This is a genomic window from Mycobacterium novum (genome assembly GCF_010726505.1).
Taxonomy (GTDB): domain Bacteria; phylum Actinomycetota; class Actinomycetes; order Mycobacteriales; family Mycobacteriaceae; genus Mycobacterium; species Mycobacterium algericum.
In genome coordinates this window covers 3597265-3612520 of record NZ_AP022562.1, presented here as the reverse complement: position 1 = coordinate 3612520, position 15256 = coordinate 3597265, and the positions used below count along the sequence as shown (strand labels likewise).

The following is a 15256-nucleotide window of genomic DNA, read 5'->3' as shown; positions in this document are numbered from 1 at the left end:
CCGGTCTAGCGTTCGCTGAATCCGTCGATCGGCGCGCCGGCGGCGCCCCAATCGGTGACGACGGTGTCCACCCGGCCCGGCGGGGCCCCGCTGCGCAACAGGTCCAGCAGCCGCTCGCAGTCCTGCCGGGGCCCCTGGGCGACGACTTGTACCCGGCCGTCGGGGCGGTTGGCGGCGTACCCGGTCAGGCCCAACTCCAGCGCCCGCGAGCGGGTCCACCATCGAAAGCCCACACCCTGGACGTGCCCGTGAACCCAGGCGGTGAGCCGAACGCTCGCGGTCACCGGCCGTCCTGGCCCTTGATCTCGAAGCGCACCTCGGTGCCGGCCCGCAGTGTGCGACCGACCGTGCAGACCTGGTCGACGGCCCGGCGCACCACGGTCAGCAACCGCTGTTTTTCGCTGTCACCGAGGGCCGACAGGTCCACCTCCAGGGTTTCCTCCAGCAGCGGATAGCGTTCCTGCTGGCGATCGGCCGGGCCGCTGACCTGGATGGTTGCCGGGTAGCCGTCGCCGAGCCGACTGGCCAGCGCAGCGTCGCCGGACATTCCGCTGCAGGCCGCCAGCGCGATCTTCAGCAGTTCGCCGGGGGTGAAAACGCCGTCGACCCCTTCGCTGCCGATCAGCACCTGTGCGCCGCGGGAACTGCGGCCGGTGTAGCGCCGGGTGCCGGTTCGTTCCACCCACAGTTTGGTCATGGGCACATTTTTACCGCCAACCCGGCGTATCGCCACGCCGGCGGGGCGATCAGCCCGTGGCGGCGACCGGCTTCCTGCCGTATTGGCGTTCCATCATGGCGGTGTCCCCGTACACCTGGACCCGCATCGTCTTGCCGTTGCGGATGGTGTAAACCTCCGCACTGTGGCCCGTTTCGCCACCGATGGTCGCCTCGCTGAGCACGATGACCGTCTCGCCGTCGGCCAGGAACCGGCGCGGGGAGATCGTCGGCTCCTTCGCAGCCAGTGCCACCAGAAACTCACCGAGTTCCGCCTTGCCCCGGTAGGTTCCGCTTACCGCACTCTCCCCCGGCTGCACCCATTCGATGTCCTCGTCGAAGAGCGCCATCAACGATTCTGTGTCGCCGTTGGCGAAGGACTGATAGCCGCCCCGGACCAGCTCGATGTTCTGCTGAGACATTGTTCGCCTTCCTTTCGTGGTGTTCTGGTGTCCCCGGCCGCATTTCGCCATCACAGCCGGTACAGGGCTGCCTCCTTCCAGCAGCGGCGATCTCCCGACCGAAACCACCTGCGAGCGCACCACCAAGGCAAGCATTTCGAGCAATCGATTACCTCATCTGTTCGGATGAGATCCGCGTACGCTTTTCCCGCACGAAGACAGCGGTGTTCCCAGCACCTCACAACCGGCGAGCATGCCCGGATGTGCCACGCCTATAGGTGATTTCGAGGCCGGCGATGAGCGGGATCGATGATTTCTCACAACTGATCTCCAAGATATATTCCGCGGTTCTGGCACCCGAGCAATGGAATGAGGCGGTGGCCGCGATCGCGCGTGCCTTCGATGCGCACGCGTCGTCCCTGGTGTACTCGGACAACGGCTGCCGGACTCTCAAGCACACCCAGATGCCGGCGGCGACCGCGCAAGCCTACGCGGCCTATTATCAACGGCTCGATCACGTCTTCAGCGCTGTCGAGGCGGGGCCCCTGGGAGCAGTGCGGACCGGCGCCGAGCTCATGTGGCCGCACCAGCAGTGTGAGTTTCAGGCCGACTGGGCCCAGCCGAACGGGCTCTACGACGGGCTGTTCGTGAGGCTGACGGCCGGTCCACCGGTGACCAGCCTTGGCATCGCGAACGTGAGGCGACCGGAGCGATTCGACAGCCCCGAGCACGTCGAGATGGTCCACCTGCTCATCCCCCACCTGCAACAGGCGCTGCGCATCCAGGGCCGACTCCACGACCTCGATCACCGAAGCGATGACCTCGCGCAGGCCAGTGAGACCGTCAGCCATGGCATCGTCATCGTCGAACGGGGCAGGTCGGTCTACGCCAATGTCGCCGCCGACCGGATCTTGTGCGCAGGCGACGGGTTGCGGGTCGAGAACGGCCGCATCAGGGCTGAGGCGTCAGGTGCCGACGCCCAGTTGCAGCGCAGTATCGACCGGGCGGCAGAACTGGGCGACGGCGACACCTGGGGCGGGTCGTTTCTGTGTCCGCGGCGCTCCGGTCGCCGTCCCTACGTCGTGCACGTCCTGCCCGTCCACCCGAATTGCGTTGCGGCGCCGGTGAGCGGCCGTTCGATGGTCATCATCGTCGACCCCGAGCGAGAAGCCGCGCCGCCGGCGCTGCTGCTGCGGCGACTGTACGGTCTGACGAAAAGCGAGGCGCAGGTTGCCCTGTTGGCGATGCGGGGAGAAGGCCTGAACCCGATCGCCGAAAAGCTGTCCATCTCGCTGACGACGGTGAGGACCCACCTCCGGCACGTCTTCGAAAAGACCGGTATTCATCGGCAGGCGGAACTCGTTCGCATCCTGGTCACGCTCGATCCCGCTACACCGCTGCGGTGACGGCACCGACGGATTCAACTCATCGGTCTATCATCGATGGCTGTCGCAACACTATTGGTTGGACAGCCGAGAGGACACCCGGTGCAGGTCGCGATTCCGCTCTTCGCCCGATTCACCGCACTGGACGCGGTCGGCCCCTACGAGGTGCTGCAGCGCGTTCCCGAAGTCGAAACCGTCTTCGTCGGTCACCGACACGGGGAGGTCCGCAGCGACAACGGAATGCTCGGGATCACCTGTGACGCACGGTTCGACGAGGTGATTCGCCCGGATGTTGTCGTGGTCCCCGGCGGGGTCGGAACGCGGGTGTTACTCGACGACGCCGAGCTGCTCGATTGGCTACGCCAGATCCACCCGCACACCAGGTTCACCACCTCGGTGTGCACCGGCTCGCTGCTGCTGGCCGCTGCCGGACTCTTGGACGGCCTGACCGCGACCACGCACTGGGGCGCGATCGAACTGCTGGAGCACCTGGGCGCTCGTTATGTGGAGCAGCGCGTGGTCGAGCACCTGCCGCAACGAATCCTCACCTCGGCGGGTGTCTCCAGCGGCATCGACATGGCGCTGCGCCTGGTCGAGCTGCTGGTCGACACCGAAACGGCCCAGGCCGCACAGCTGATGATCGAGTACGACCCGCAGCCGCCGTTCGACTGCGGCTCGCTGCCCAAAGCCGACGAGGCGGTTCGCAACCGCGCGGCGCAGCTGCGGCGCTGACGGCATACTGACCCTTCATGGCCACCGTCGTCGCATTCCACGCCCACCCCGACGACGAGGCAATCCTGACCGGAGGCACCCTGGCACGGGCGGCCGACGACGGACACCGGGTGGTTCTGGTGGTGGCGACTGACGGCCGTGTCAGCAACGACGACGTCGAGCGGCTCGGCGAATTGCGCTCGAGTGCGCAGATTCTCGGTGTTCATCGGGTGGAGTGCCTCGGTTACGCCGACAGCGGTTTCGGGCCGGAGTTCTATCCCGACCCGCGGGGCCGGGTCAGGTTCGGGCGCGCCGACACCGAGCGGGCAGCGGAGCAACTGGCAGCCATCCTCCGCGGCGAAGGCGCGGACCTGCTGCTGAGCTACCAGCCCAACGGCGGCTACGGCCACCGTGACCACGTCCAGGTCCATCACGTCGGCAAACGAGCCGCCGAGCTCGCGGCGACCCCGCGCGTGCTGGAGGCCACGATGCCCCGGGAGTCGCTGCTGTGGGTCGCGCGCGCCGCTCGGCTGTTGCGGCTGCCGGCCCCCTACCCGCTCGACGTGGCCCGCACCGCGTACGCCCCGCAGGCGGCGATCACGCACCGGATCAACGTGTTTCGGTTCGCGCGTCAGAAGCGCGATGCGTTCGCAGCCCATCGTTCCCAGATCAGCGGCAATGCGGCGGCAGCACGGCTGTTCGCGGTGTTGCTACGACTTCCCCCGCAGTTGGCCGGTCTGATGTTCGGCCGGGAATGGTTCATCGACCCGACGCTGCCGCCGGGGCGGGTGTACCGCGACATCTTCGAGTGACACAGGTCAGCGCTGGCACTTCGGGCAGTAGTACGACGAGCGGTTGGTGAATTTCTGCCGCCGTATGAGCGTCCCGCAGCGCCGGCAGGGCTCATCTTCGCGGCCGTAGGCGTCCAGCGACCGGCTGAAGTAGCCGGACTCGCCGTTGACGTTGACGTAGAGCGAATCGAACGAGGTGCCACCGGCGGCCAACGCGTCGCTCATCACCGCCCGCGCGGACTCCAACAGCGCCCGCAACCGCGGCCGGGACAGCGCATCGGCCATCCGGGTGCCGCGAATCCCGGCGCGCCACAGCGCCTCGTCGGCGTAGATGTTGCCGATGCCGGACACCACGGTCTGGTCGAGGAGTTGGCGTTTGATTTCGGAATGCTTGCGCCGCAACACGTTGACCACCGACTCGGCGTCGAAGCGCGGATCCAGCGGGTCACGGGCCAGATGCGCCACCGGCAACGGCACCACGCTGTCATCCACCGCGACCAGGTCGGTGAGCTGCCAGCCGCCGAAGGTCCGCTGATCGACGAAGCTGACCTTGGTGCCGTCGTCGAGCACCGCGGCGATCCGCAGGTGTCTGGTGTCGGGCAAGTCTCCCAGCAGCATCTGCCCGCTCATCCCCAGGTGCACCACCAGCGCCTCATCCGTGCTCAATAGCAGCCACAGATACTTGCCGCGCCGGTCGGTGCCGACGATCCGGGCGTCGAGCAGTCGGCCCGTCAGGTCGGCCGGACCGGCCTCGTGCCGGCGCACCGCACGCGGGTGGTGGACCCGGACTCCGGCGATGGTGCGGCCTACCAGGTGGGCGTCCAGGCCGCGGCGCACCACCTCGACCTCGGGAAGCTCCGGCATTTACCCGGCGTCCAGCGCGTCCAGCGCCGTCCAGGCCGCCGCCGCCGCTTTCTGCTCGGCTTCCTTCTTGGACCGGCCCACACCTGATCCGTATTCGGTGTCGGACACGACGACGATCGCGGTGAACTCGCGGTCGTGATCCGGCCCGGTCGAGCTGACTTGGTAGCAGGGCACCCCGATGCCACGCGCAGCGGTCAGTTCCTGCAGGCTGGTCTTCCAGTCCAGGCCGGCGCCCAGGGTCGCCGCGGTGTCGAGCAACGGCCCGAACAACCGCAGGATCACCTCGCGCGCGGTGTCGATGCCGTGCTGCAGGTACACCGCGCCCAGCAGTGACTCCATGCCGTCGGCCAGGATGCTGGACTTGTCGGCCCCGCCGGTGTTGATCTCCCCGCGGCCGAGCAACAGGTGGGCGCCCAGGCCATCTTCGGTCAGCCCGCGCGCCACATCGGCCAGCGCCGCGGTGTTGACCACGCTGGAGCGCAGTTTGGCCAGGTCGCCCTCGGGCCGGTCGGGGTGGCGGTGGAACAGTTCGTCGGTGATGGTCAGCCCGAGCACGGCGTCGCCGAGGAACTCCAGGCGCTCATTGGTGGGCAGCCCGCCGTTCTCATAGGCGTAGCTGCGGTGGGTGACGGCCAGCGTGAGCAGGTCGTCGGGCAGGTCCACGCCGAGCGCCTCGAGTACTGCTTGCCGGGGACGGCTCACCGCTCACCGTCATCGCTCGACGGTGCCCCCGGAGATCGCTGCCGGCCCGCCATCTCGGCGAGTTTGGCCCAGCGCGGATCGATCTTTTCGTGGTGGTGGCCCGGTTCGGCGTCGGCCAGTACCACCCCGCAGTCCGGGCACAGCCCCGGGCAGTCGGGCTCGCACAGCGGAGACAGCGGCAGCGTCAGCCCGACGGCGTCGACGATCGCCTGCTCGAGATCCACGGCGTCGTCGACCACCCGGCCGATCTCGTCATCGTCGGTGGTCGCGTCGGTGGCGCTGTCCGGGTAGGCGAACAACTCGGTCAACTCGACCTCGACGTCGCCGGTCAGCGGCTGCAGGCACCGCGCACACTCACCGGTGGTGGGCCCGGAGACCACGCCGCTGACCAGCACCCCCTCGGAGACTGACTCCACCCGCAGATCCAGGTCGACCGCGGTGTCAGGCGGTATCGCCACCAGGTCCAGCCCGATGCGGACCGGGGTGGACCGCTGCTCGGCCAGCGACATCATCGCGCCGGGTCGGCGGCCCAGTCGGGCGACGTTGACCACGAACGGTGACGACGGAGTCGTCTTTGTGCGTGCGTCCGGGTGCCTGATCATGCCGCGATTCTACGCAGCGGTCGGCCCGGGCTCGGCCGGTCAGCGAGTTGCGTAGTCGTGGGTGCCCGCGGCGGTGCGAAGCTGGTGACGACCGCGGTTGATCGAGCGCAGGGTGCCGTTGAGGAAGTCCTCGAACTCGGCCAGCTTGGCATCGACGTAGATGTCGCATTCGCCGCGCATCCGGTCGGCTTCGGCGTGTGCCGAGTCGATCAGCCGGGTGGCCTCGGCCCGCGCGGAGGTCACCACCTCGTTCTGCGAGACCAGCCGCTGCTGTTCCTTGATGCCCTCCTGCACCGCCTTCTCATAGGCGGCGTTGCCGTTCTCGACCAGCCGGTCGCATTCGGCCTGGGCACGGCTGGTGGCGGTCTCGAATTCGCGCTTGGCGGTCGCGGTCAACCGGGCGGCCTCGTCGCGGGCTTCGCCGAGCATCCGGTCGCTGTGGGCGCGTGCTTCGGCCACCATCCGGTCGGCCTGCCCCTTGGCGTCGGCCAGCAGCCGGTCGGCCTCGGCACGGGCATGGCTGACCAGCGAGTCGGATTCGGTTGTGGCGGAGCTGACCATCGAGTCCGCGTGCTCCTTGGCCTCGTTGAGCACCGAGTCGCGGGCGTCGAGCACATCCTGGGCGTCGTCGAGCTCCCCGGGTATCGCGTCGCGGATGTCGTCGATCAGTTCCAGGACGTCGCCGCGGGGCACCACGCAGCCGGCCGTCATCGGCACGCCACGCGCTTCTTCGACAATGGAGCCCAGTTCGTCAAGGGCTTCGAACACTCGGTACACGGCAGCACCCTCCAGGCATAGTTGTTGTTACTAGTGTGCCCTCTGTTACGCGTGTGACTGCGTTATCCGCCCGGTGTGTCGGATTCTCTTCCACTTCAGCGGTAGCCTGACCCGTTGAAATCCAGATCGGCGAAGGGCGGTCATGACTCAGGCCTATCCACCGCGAACCGACGGCCAGCCGCCCGCGGACATCGGGCGGTTGCTGCTGCGCTGCCCCGACAGCCACGGCATCATCGCCTCGGTCAGCGCCTTCCTGGCCGACGCCGGCGCCAACATCATCTCGCTGGATCAGCACTCGACCGCCCCGGAGGGCGGCACGTTCGTGCAGCGGGCGATCTTTCACCTGCCGGGCCTGCCCGCCGCCATCGACGACCTCCAGCAGCGGTTCGGCGCCACGGTGGCGCAGCGGTTCGCGATGGACTACCGCTTCGCCGAGGCCGCCAAGCCCAAGCGGGTGGCGATCATGGCGTCCAAGGCGGACCACTGCCTGCTGGATCTGCTGTGGCGCAACCGTCGCGGCGAACTGGAGATGACCGTGGTGATGGTGATCTCCAATCACCCGGAGTTGGCCGAGCAAGTCCGCCCGTTCGGGGTGCCGTTCTTCCACATCCCCGCCACCCGCGACATCCGCGCCGAGGCCGAACAGCGTCAGCTGCAACTGTTGTGCGGCAACGTCGACCTGGTGGTGCTGGCGCGCTACATGCAGATCATCACCGGGGAGTTCATCGAGGCGGTGGGATGCCCGCTGATCAACATCCACCATTCCTTCCTGCCGGCGTTCATCGGTGCGGCGCCGTATCAGCGGGCGCGGGAGCGCGGCGTGAAGTTGATCGGCGCCACCGCGCACTACGTCACCGAGGTGCTCGACGAGGGGCCGATCATCGAACAGGACGTGGTGCGCGTCGACCACACCCACACCGTGACCGACCTGGTGCGACTCGGCGCCGACGTGGAGCGGGCGGTGTTGTCGCGGGCGGTGCAGTGGCACTGCCAGGACCGGGTGATCCGGGTGGCCAACGAAACGGTGGTGCTCTGAGGCCCCCGTTGACATCTGTCAAGTACGGTGATTCGCATGGTGCAGGACTTGTTCTCGCGTGTGCCGACGACCGCCGCCGAGGCCACCGAGGTCTTCGATGCCTCCGAGGCCGTGGACCCCGGCTTCATGCTCGGCACCTGGCGGGGCGCCGAGTTGCCGACCGGGCACCCACTGGACGGGCTGTTGGCCGCCAGCGGCTGGTGGGGCAAGCAGTTCGTCGACGCCGAGACCGTCCATCCGCTGTTGTTCCCCACCCGGGACGGTTCCGCGCTCTGGGCGTTCAACCCGGTGCTGGCATTCAGTGTCCTGGGGCCTGCGACGAAGCTGCCCGGGCTGAAGAAGCGCTCGTTCGCCGCCCCGATCACCCGGTTGCAGCCGCTGTTGCGGGTCCGTTCGGCCAAGGCCCGGTTGCGCACCACGCGTTATCGGGGAGTCGACAGCGCGACGATGCTCTACGACCAGGCCCCGATCAACGACGTCTTCCGTCGGCTCTCCGACGACGCGGTGATCGGCGCCATGGATCTGCGCGGTTCGCCCCGGCCGTACTTTTTCGTGCTGTGCCGCGATGATTCACTGAAACTGGTTTAACCGCAGGCGATTTCACCGGCAGCATGCCAGGCGCTGCGTTCGGCGGCGAAGGCGACCGTCTGTCGCCGGCGGAATTCGGCGATGGCCTCGGCGTTGTCGGCAAGAAACTGCTGGTGGTCTGCCAGCGAGAACTCGCCGTCGGTGATGGCGACCCGGCCGCGCCCGGCCGCCATATCGGCACGCAACTCCAACAACTCGTCGGCGCCGACCGGATAGAAGCTGATCCGGTCGAAGTAGCGCAATAGCCACGGCGTTTCGGGATCGAAAAGGCCCGCGGTCGCGTGGCGGTGGTTCCACACCTGGGTGGTGCGGCCGACGAACTGGTAGCCGCCGGGCCCCTCGATGCCGTAGATGCACAGGTAGGCACCGCCGATGCCGACCGCGTTCTCCGGCGTCCAGGTGCGAGCCGGGTTGTACTTGGTCGTCACCAGTCGGTGCCTGGGGTCCAGCGGGGTCGCCACCGGCGCGCCGAGATAGATGTCACCCAAGCCGAGTACCAGGTACTGCGCGCCGAACACGACGTCGTAGACCGCCGCGGTGTCATCGAGTCCGTTGATGCGCCTGATGAATTCGATGTTCGACGGGCACCACGGCGCGTCGGGGCGCACACCGTAGGTGTAGCGGCGGATCGCCTCGTGGGTGGCCGGGTCGTCCCAGCTCAACGGGAGGCGCACCGAGCGACTCCGCACCACGAGCTCGTCGCAGGGCGGCTGCGCCTCGTCGACGGCGGTCAGCTGTTCGATCACCTCGGCGCAGGAGATCTGCTCGGTGTCGAACTGGACCTGCAGGGACCGCACCCCCGGTGTCAGTTCCACCAGCCCGGGCAACCCCTGCCGGCGCAGGGTGTCGTAAGCCACCTGTACCCGCGCCCGTAACGCCAGATCCAGTGTCATGGGCCCGTATTCGAGCAACACTCCACCGTCGCCGGAGCGCCGCATGGTGACGGCCGTCCCGTCGCGGCCGGTGTAGCGCCGCAACACCCCGTCGTCACCGTCCCCGGAGCGGGACAACACCACCGGTGATGCCGCCCGCCGTCGCGCCCCCAACGCGGTCGGCGGCGGGGTGTGATCGGCGCGCACCGGCACCAAGCGCACGGTGTCACCGGGGCTGAGTTGACCGAGCTTCCAGCGGTCGCCTCGCGCCACCGTCACCGGACAGACGAAACCGCCGAGGCTGGGCCCGTCCGGCCCCAGCAGGATCGGGGTGTCGCCGGTGAAGTCCAGCGCGCCAACGCAGTACGCGGTGTCGTGGATGTTCGACGGGTGCAGCCCGGCGTCTCCCCCGTCGGGCCGGGCCCACCTGGGCTTCGGGCCGATCAGCCGCACTCCGGTGCGGTCGGAGTTGAAGTGCACGGTGTAATCGGTGGTAGCCAAAGTGGTCATGTCGATGCGGGTCAAGAACTCCGGCGCGGCGTGCGGGCCCTCGGTCACCGCCAGCTCCCAGTGCGAGCCGATGCTGGGCTGGGTCTCGCCGGGAGCGCGGCCCAACGCCGGTGCGGCGCCGCCCCGGCCGGAGGCGGTGAGCCGGTCTCCCCCGCGCAACACCCGGCCGCGGTGGCCTCCGAACCCGCCGTGGGTGAAAGTCGCCACGCTGCCCAGGAACCCCGGTTCGGACAGTCCACCTTCGATGAGCAGATAGCAGCGCAACCCCGGGCCGGGCGCGGCGCCGATCTCGAGTAGGCCTCCGGCGGGCACCCGCACCGACTGCCATTGTGGCGCCGGGACGCCGTCCACCCTCACCGGCGCTGGTGCCCCGGTGACGCAGATCCACGCCGGGTCGGCGAACCGCAGGGCGGGCCCGGTTCGGGTGCACTCCAGACCGGCCGCCCCCTCCGGATTCCCCAGCACCCGGTTGCCGATGCGGAATGACAGGTCGTCCATCGGCCCCGACGGCGGCACCCCGACATGCCAGTAGCCGATGCGACCGGGCCAGTCCTGCACGGTGGTGAACATGCCCGGACGCACCACCTCGATGCCGATCATTCGCGGGTGATCACCATGCGGACCGGGGTCGGGTCGAAGCCGTTGCAGGGGTTGTTGATCTGCGGGCAGTTCGACACCAGCACCAGCGTGTCGATCTCGGCCCGCAGCGTCAGGCTCTTGCCCGGCGCCGAGATCCCGTCGACGATGCCCAACGTGCCGTCGGGTTCGACCGGGACGTTCATGAACCAGTTGATGTTGGAGACCAGGTCGCGCTTGCCCAGGCCGTATCTGGCGCCCTCGGCGAGGAAGTTCTCCACGCAGGCGTGCTGGTGGGCGGTGTGATGGCCGTAGCGCAGGGTGTTGGACTCCTGCGAGCAGGCCCCGGCGATGGTGTCGTGGTTGCCGACGTCGTCGGCGACGACGGTCATCAGCGCGGAGCCGTCGGCGGCGCGCAGCACCGAACCGGCGCCCACGAAGATGTTGCGCTGGGCGGCCACGGTGGCCTGGGCGCTGTAGCGCCGGGTGTGATCGGTTGCGTCGTAGAGCAGGCAGTCCACCGCCTGGTTGCCGCGCAGGTCGATGATCTGCAGTCGCTCCCCGGCGCGCACCACCTTCGACCAGGGCTCGCGGGCCGGCACCACCTCGTCGCTGACGGTCACCATGCCCGCACCACCGCGTCGGTGTTCTCCCAGGCGCGCAGGTATTCCGGATCGGCATTGAGTGGTCCGGCCAACTGGTCCTCGGCTTTCCAGGCGAGCACGTCGAGTGCGGTCACGGTCGGCTCGGGATCCAGGGGGTGCGCGGTATTGGCCAGCGACAGCACCACCGGCAGGTGGATCAACAGGTCGATGAACGCCCCGGCACCGGCAGAGCCGGTGAATTCCAGTGCGCCGCTGGCAGGATCGACCCGGACACCGCAGAACAGCGCCACCGATGGCGCGACATCGCGGATATCCATGCAGTGCTTGAGCGCGGCCAGCAGTAGCAGCCGCCGGCCGGCGGCGTCGGGCCCGCACAGCAGGTCGTGGTGACCGGAGGAGTCGGCGATGACGGTGGCCAGCAAGCGGCCCTGATCCGACAGCAGCGGGTGGCCGGCGCCCAGGTAGGCCTGCCAGGGCACCTTCATGGTGTCGGCGACATTGAGCCGTTCCCATGGCGCGTCGGCGCGATGGGCCAGCAGGTGCGCGCACGCCCCGCCGTCGACGTCGATCAGCCGGATCCGGCTGCCGCGGGCCAGCACCTTGGTGGCGTAGCCGTGCGGTGGGATCGACTCGGCCCAGACCAGCGTCGACGGGTCGACGTCGTGCGGCGTCGCGGGTATCCGGAGCTCGGCGTGCTGCGCCTGGGCGCGGGCGTGTGAGCGGGCTCCACTGGTCGAGTCGGTGCTCATGACCGGACCCTAACACGTTTCCTATCAATTGACAGAAAAGGGCGTCGCACGGGTTTGCCGCGTGATAGGTGTAGTGCATGAACACCGATCGACGAGGCCGCCCCCGCTTGACGGCCTCTCGTCGCCCGGGCGACAGCGCGCGCGACGAAATCCTCGATGCGGCAGCGGAGTTGTTCACCACCATCGGCTACTCCGGCACGTCGACGCGGCGCATCGCCGAGGCTGTCGGGATGCGGCAGGCCTCGCTGTATCACCACTTCGCCGCCAAGGAGGACATTCTTGACGCGCTGCTGGCCGGAACCGTCGACGCCTCGCTACAACTGGCGGCCGAGCTGCGCGCCGAGGACGGCCCGGCGGCTCCGCGGCTGCACACCCTCGTGGTCGCCGACACCGCCCAGCTGTGCAGTGGGGCGTGGAATCTGGGCAGCCTGTATCTGCTCCCCGAACTGCGCGTGGAGCGCTTCGCCACGTTCCGGCGCCGCCGGGAGGCGTTACGGGACCACTACCGTGAGCTCTCATGTGCGGTGATCGCCGAGCACGACGGGCCGCCCGAGGCAGACGATCTGCCGTTCCGGTTGGTGGAGTCGGTCATCAACCGCCGCTCCGATGACGGGGGGTGCCCGCCGGATTATCCGTGGACCGTTGCCGAAGTCGCACTGCGCGTGTTGGGCTGTACGAGCGGTTTCGCCCGGATGCGAGAGGCGACGACGGAGCGGCCGGGGTTGCCGCCCGGATAGTCACACGCGTCGCTCCGTCTTGATGCAGATGATCACCGCACCCCTCCGCGAGTCGGGTAGCCCGGACTTGTCGTACCCCACTGCCATGATGACGTCATGTCCTCGACCGCACCGCCTGCGCCGCCCGGCACCGCCGCGTTGCGCCCTGACCAGCGGCTTGAGGTGCTGTTCGGCGAGTTGTCGGAGTTGACCGGTCAGCGCAATGCCATCGATGGGCGCATCGTGGACATCGTCGCCGAGATCGAGCGCGACCGGCTGTGGGGAGCCACCGGCGTACGGTCCATCGCGGCCTTGGTGGCCTGGAAGACCGGTGTGTCCCCGGGAAACGCCAAAACAGTCGCCACCATCGCCCACCGGCGCGCCGAATTCCCCCGCTGCACCCAAGGCATGCGCGACGGTCAACTGTCCCTGGATCAGGTCGGGGTCATCGCCGACCGGGCCGCCGATGGCTCCGATGCGCACTACGCCGAACTGGCCAGCGTCGCCACGGTCACCCAGCTGCGCACCGCGGTCAGACTCGAACCGCGCCCCGAACCCGAACCCCGCCCCGAACCGGCACGGTCGATCACCAAGACCAGCGACGAACACGGCAGCTGCTGGCGGATCAAACTCGACACCGTCGACGCGGCGAAATTCGACGCCGCCCTGCAGTCCCATCTCGATGCCCTGATCGCCGAGTGGAAACACGACCACGACAACGGCCCCGCATCGGGTCAGCGGCCCCCGTTGCCGACCACCGCAGATGCGTTCATGCGCCTGATCGATACCGGCTGGGACACCGAAGCCGCCCGCCGCCCCCACGGACACCACACCACCGTGGTCATGCACCTCGACGTCAAAGACCGGGCCGCAGCGCTGCACCTGGGCCCGCTGCTGTCAGAGGCCGAACGCCGCTACCTGTTGTGCGACGCCACCTATGAGGCCTGGTTTCAGCGCAACGGCGAGGTGATCGGCGCCGGCCGAACCACCCGCCAGATCAGCCGCCGGCTTCGCCGCGCCCTCGAGCACCGCGACCGAACCTGCGTGGTCCCCGGGTGCGGCGCCACCCGCGGCCTGCACGCCCACCACATCCAGCACTGGGAAGACGGCGGCCCCACCGAGCTGTCCAACCTGGTACTGGTGTGCCCGTATCACCACCGACTGCACCACCGCGGCCTCATCATCATCACCGGGCCCGCCGACCAACTCACCGTCACCGACCACACCGGCCGGCCCCTGAGCTCAGCATCGCTGGCACGACCACCCACCGGCCCTCCACCCACAGTCGCGCCCTGCCCCGGACCCACCGGCGAACGCGCCCAATGGTGGTGGTACCAGCCCTTCCAACCACAACCACCACCGACCGTCAACTAGGGTGGCCGTCGGGAGAACCCAAAGACATTGGGGGCCAAGAAAATCGTTCGCGCCACCCGCTCCTAGCGCATCGTGAAGATCCCGGCCGGAAAACCAAACGGGAATTGTCCGATGTTGTGGATCGGGCCGAGGGGCAGCTGGGTGGACCGTGGGATTGTCAAGGCGTGAACCTTCCTGTGAGAGCCAGCAGCCGTGCCGAGGCGGGGGCGTCCGGATTCGCTGGTTCGACGTGCGCGAAGTATCCGGGTTCGCGCTGTGCCCGCAGGATCGGGGTCGCACGATCGAGAATGTAGGAAGCAAGATCGTTGTCGATCGTTGATGTGGCATCGAGGGCGCTTAGGCATATCCCAGGCATGCACCGCAAGTTCGGTACTCGCATCCGCAGCAGCACGGCGCCGCTGACTGTCTACATCGGGTGATGTGCACGCAATGAACCAGCCCCGGATTGCGCGAACAGAGTTCGCAGCTCGGCGGAAAGGTTGTCATGAGCGGCCTGCGGATCGTTGCCGGCGTTATCGGCTGTGCGGGTCCAGGCAATCTCGCCGGGCATGCCGCCTCGCAAGTAATGGGGCGTAGCGCAGCGCCCCGCCGCAGACATGATTAGCGTTGCGTTCGAGTGATCCGAGGACCTGCGAGAACGCTTGCGGCGCACGGTCGAGCGAGTCAAGGTCCGCCGAGTCCAACGTCACGACGTCCAGCACGACTGCAACGCTAGCCGATCGGATTTTTGAGCCAGCGCAGCCGAACACCCCAGCGTTCTACCGGACAATCCGTTCGCCGGGCGCCCCTTCGCTAATAAGAACCAAGCTTCGCGGCCAGTCTCCGGTTCACCGGCTCGGGCAGCAGGTCGGAAACGTCTCCACCCATCGACGCCACCTCTTTGGCCAGCGACGACGACACGAACGAATACCGCGGTGTGGTCGCCACGAAAAACGTGTCGACACCGGCGATGTGCTTGTTCATCTGCGCCATCTGCAGCTCGTACTCGAAGTCGGTGCCGGTGCGCAGGCCCTTGATGATCGCGGTCAGTTTCCGTTCCCGGACGAAGTCGACCACCAGGCCCTGACCGGATTCAGCGCGCACATTGGGCAGGTGCGCGGTGGCCTCGGCGATCATCTCCAGGCGCTCTTCCAGGCTGAACATGCCCTTTTTGGCCGGGTTGATCAGCACCGCAGCCACCACTTCGTCGAACTGGGCGGCAGCGCGCTCCAGGATGTCAACGTGTCCGAGGGTCACCGGGTCGAAGGAACCCGGGCATACCGCGCCACTCATGGTCCATGACG

General features: G+C 68.2%; 18 protein-coding genes. 7 read left to right on the top strand and 11 right to left on the bottom strand.

Annotation, left to right across the window (positions count from 1 at the left end):
- Positions 1-5: 5 nt before the first annotated feature.
- The 3 genes from G6N19_RS16900 to G6N19_RS16890 are packed head-to-tail and all read right to left on the bottom strand — an operon-like array spanning position 6 to position 1136.
- Positions 6-284: an acylphosphatase gene (locus tag G6N19_RS16900; RefSeq protein ID WP_041318269.1), complete on the bottom strand. Its 279-nt coding sequence runs from the start codon at positions 282-284 to the stop codon at positions 6-8.
- A complete protein-coding gene (locus tag G6N19_RS16895; RefSeq protein ID WP_013829580.1) occupies positions 281-697 on the bottom strand; it encodes an OsmC family protein in 417 nt (138 codons plus the stop codon). The genes G6N19_RS16900 and G6N19_RS16895 overlap by 4 nt, the downstream gene beginning before the upstream one ends.
- 49 nt (positions 698-746) lie before the next feature.
- On the bottom strand, positions 747-1136 hold the full coding sequence (locus G6N19_RS16890) for a nuclear transport factor 2 family protein (RefSeq protein ID WP_013829581.1): 390 nt from the start codon (positions 1134-1136) through the stop codon (positions 747-749).
- Positions 1137-1411: 275 nt separating this feature from the next.
- Between G6N19_RS16890 and G6N19_RS16885 the strand changes: the two genes are divergently transcribed.
- From G6N19_RS16885 to G6N19_RS16875, 3 genes are all read left to right on the top strand, one after another.
- Positions 1412-2521 carry a helix-turn-helix transcriptional regulator gene (locus tag G6N19_RS16885; protein WP_193465335.1) on the top strand — a complete coding sequence of 370 codons (1110 nt, stop codon included), beginning with the start codon at positions 1412-1414 and terminating at the stop codon, positions 2519-2521.
- Between the two features lie 81 nt (positions 2522-2602).
- Positions 2603-3232, top strand: a complete 630-nt coding sequence (locus G6N19_RS16880; RefSeq protein WP_013829583.1) for a DJ-1/PfpI family protein — start codon at positions 2603-2605, stop codon at positions 3230-3232.
- A gap of 17 nt (positions 3233-3249) precedes the next feature.
- The gene (locus G6N19_RS16875) at positions 3250-4023 is read left to right on the top strand and encodes a PIG-L deacetylase family protein (RefSeq protein ID WP_193465334.1); all 774 of its coding nucleotides are present in this window, start codon (positions 3250-3252) and stop codon (positions 4021-4023) included.
- 6 nt (positions 4024-4029) lie between these two features.
- Here G6N19_RS16875 and mutM read toward each other — a convergent pair whose 3' ends face one another.
- From mutM to sepIVA, 4 genes are read right to left on the bottom strand one after another with little or no spacing between them, the layout of a single operon-like run.
- Positions 4030-4866, bottom strand: a complete 837-nt coding sequence (gene mutM, locus G6N19_RS16870; protein WP_083040658.1) for a bifunctional DNA-formamidopyrimidine glycosylase/DNA-(apurinic or apyrimidinic site) lyase — start codon at positions 4864-4866, stop codon at positions 4030-4032.
- On the bottom strand, positions 4867-5568 hold the full coding sequence (gene rnc, locus G6N19_RS16865) for a ribonuclease III (RefSeq protein WP_083040656.1): 702 nt from the start codon (positions 5566-5568) through the stop codon (positions 4867-4869).
- Complete coding sequence (locus G6N19_RS16860) at positions 5565-6170, bottom strand: YceD family protein (RefSeq protein WP_193465333.1); 606 nt, start codon at positions 6168-6170, stop codon at positions 5565-5567. Before G6N19_RS16860 ends, rnc begins: the two co-directional genes overlap by 4 nt.
- 39 nt (positions 6171-6209) lie before the next feature.
- Positions 6210-6947, bottom strand: coding sequence for a cell division protein SepIVA (gene sepIVA / locus G6N19_RS16855; RefSeq protein ID WP_083040651.1), 738 nt, complete (start codon positions 6945-6947; stop codon positions 6210-6212).
- Between the two features lie 142 nt (positions 6948-7089).
- On the opposite strand from sepIVA, the gene purU reads away from it, so the two are divergent.
- Together purU and G6N19_RS16845 are read left to right on the top strand one after the other, a co-directional pair.
- Positions 7090-7983, top strand: coding sequence for a formyltetrahydrofolate deformylase (purU, locus tag G6N19_RS16850; RefSeq protein ID WP_193465332.1), 894 nt, complete (start codon positions 7090-7092; stop codon positions 7981-7983).
- A gap of 36 nt (positions 7984-8019) precedes the next feature.
- Positions 8020-8571: a DUF4334 domain-containing protein gene (locus G6N19_RS16845; RefSeq protein WP_083040648.1), complete on the top strand. Its 552-nt coding sequence runs from the start codon at positions 8020-8022 to the stop codon at positions 8569-8571.
- Here the strand turns inward: G6N19_RS16845 and G6N19_RS16840 are convergent.
- From G6N19_RS16840 to G6N19_RS16830, 3 genes are read right to left on the bottom strand one after another with little or no spacing between them, the layout of a single operon-like run.
- On the bottom strand, positions 8568-10553 hold the full coding sequence (locus G6N19_RS16840; protein WP_193465331.1) for a 5-oxoprolinase/urea amidolyase family protein: 1986 nt from the start codon (positions 10551-10553) through the stop codon (positions 8568-8570). The genes G6N19_RS16845 and G6N19_RS16840 overlap by 4 nt on opposite strands.
- Positions 10550-11155, bottom strand: coding sequence for an urea amidolyase associated protein UAAP2 (locus G6N19_RS16835; protein WP_083040645.1), 606 nt, complete (start codon positions 11153-11155; stop codon positions 10550-10552). Before G6N19_RS16835 ends, G6N19_RS16840 begins: the two co-directional genes overlap by 4 nt.
- Positions 11149-11883 carry a DUF1989 domain-containing protein gene (locus tag G6N19_RS16830; protein ID WP_193465330.1) on the bottom strand — a complete coding sequence of 245 codons (735 nt, stop codon included), beginning with the start codon at positions 11881-11883 and terminating at the stop codon, positions 11149-11151. Before G6N19_RS16830 ends, G6N19_RS16835 begins: the two co-directional genes overlap by 7 nt.
- A gap of 77 nt (positions 11884-11960) precedes the next feature.
- Between G6N19_RS16830 and G6N19_RS16825 the strand changes: the two genes are divergently transcribed.
- Entirely contained in the window at positions 11961-12620 is a 660-nt protein-coding gene (locus G6N19_RS16825; protein WP_193465329.1) for a TetR/AcrR family transcriptional regulator, read from the top strand.
- 96 nt (positions 12621-12716) lie between these two features.
- Positions 12717-13973: an HNH endonuclease signature motif containing protein gene (locus G6N19_RS16820; RefSeq protein ID WP_193465328.1), complete on the top strand. Its 1257-nt coding sequence runs from the start codon at positions 12717-12719 to the stop codon at positions 13971-13973.
- 792 nt (positions 13974-14765) lie between these two features.
- Here the strand turns inward: G6N19_RS16820 and coaD are convergent.
- A complete protein-coding gene (gene coaD / locus G6N19_RS16815) occupies positions 14766-15245 on the bottom strand; it encodes a pantetheine-phosphate adenylyltransferase (protein WP_013829597.1) in 480 nt (159 codons plus the stop codon).
- Positions 15246-15256: the final 11 nt, after the last annotated feature.

Excerpts from the sequence above, each read along its gene's own strand:
- G6N19_RS16895 (WP_013829580.1), bottom strand. The coding sequence starts at position 697 with ATGACCAAACTGTGGGTGGAACGAACCGGCACCCGGCGCTACACCGGC.
- G6N19_RS16890 (WP_013829581.1), bottom strand. The coding sequence starts at position 1,136 with ATGTCTCAGCAGAACATCGAGCTGGTCCGGGGCGGCTATCAGTCCTTC.
- G6N19_RS16885 (WP_193465335.1), top strand. The coding sequence starts at position 1,412 with ATGAGCGGGATCGATGATTTCTCACAACTGATCTCCAAGATATATTCC.
- G6N19_RS16875 (WP_193465334.1), top strand. The coding sequence starts at position 3,250 with ATGGCCACCGTCGTCGCATTCCACGCCCACCCCGACGACGAGGCAATC.
- mutM (WP_083040658.1), bottom strand. The coding sequence starts at position 4,866 with ATGCCGGAGCTTCCCGAGGTCGAGGTGGTGCGCCGCGGCCTGGACGCC.
- G6N19_RS16860 (WP_193465333.1), bottom strand. The coding sequence starts at position 6,170 with ATGATCAGGCACCCGGACGCACGCACAAAGACGACTCCGTCGTCACCG.
- purU (WP_193465332.1), top strand. The coding sequence starts at position 7,090 with ATGACTCAGGCCTATCCACCGCGAACCGACGGCCAGCCGCCCGCGGAC.
- G6N19_RS16845 (WP_083040648.1), top strand. The coding sequence starts at position 8,020 with ATGGTGCAGGACTTGTTCTCGCGTGTGCCGACGACCGCCGCCGAGGCC.
- G6N19_RS16840 (WP_193465331.1), bottom strand. The coding sequence starts at position 10,553 with ATGATCGGCATCGAGGTGGTGCGTCCGGGCATGTTCACCACCGTGCAG.
- G6N19_RS16835 (WP_083040645.1), bottom strand. The coding sequence starts at position 11,155 with ATGGTGACCGTCAGCGACGAGGTGGTGCCGGCCCGCGAGCCCTGGTCG.
- G6N19_RS16830 (WP_193465330.1), bottom strand. The coding sequence starts at position 11,883 with ATGAGCACCGACTCGACCAGTGGAGCCCGCTCACACGCCCGCGCCCAG.
- G6N19_RS16825 (WP_193465329.1), top strand. The coding sequence starts at position 11,961 with ATGAACACCGATCGACGAGGCCGCCCCCGCTTGACGGCCTCTCGTCGC.
- G6N19_RS16820 (WP_193465328.1), top strand. The coding sequence starts at position 12,717 with ATGTCCTCGACCGCACCGCCTGCGCCGCCCGGCACCGCCGCGTTGCGC.
- coaD (WP_013829597.1), bottom strand. The coding sequence starts at position 15,245 with ATGAGTGGCGCGGTATGCCCGGGTTCCTTCGACCCGGTGACCCTCGGA.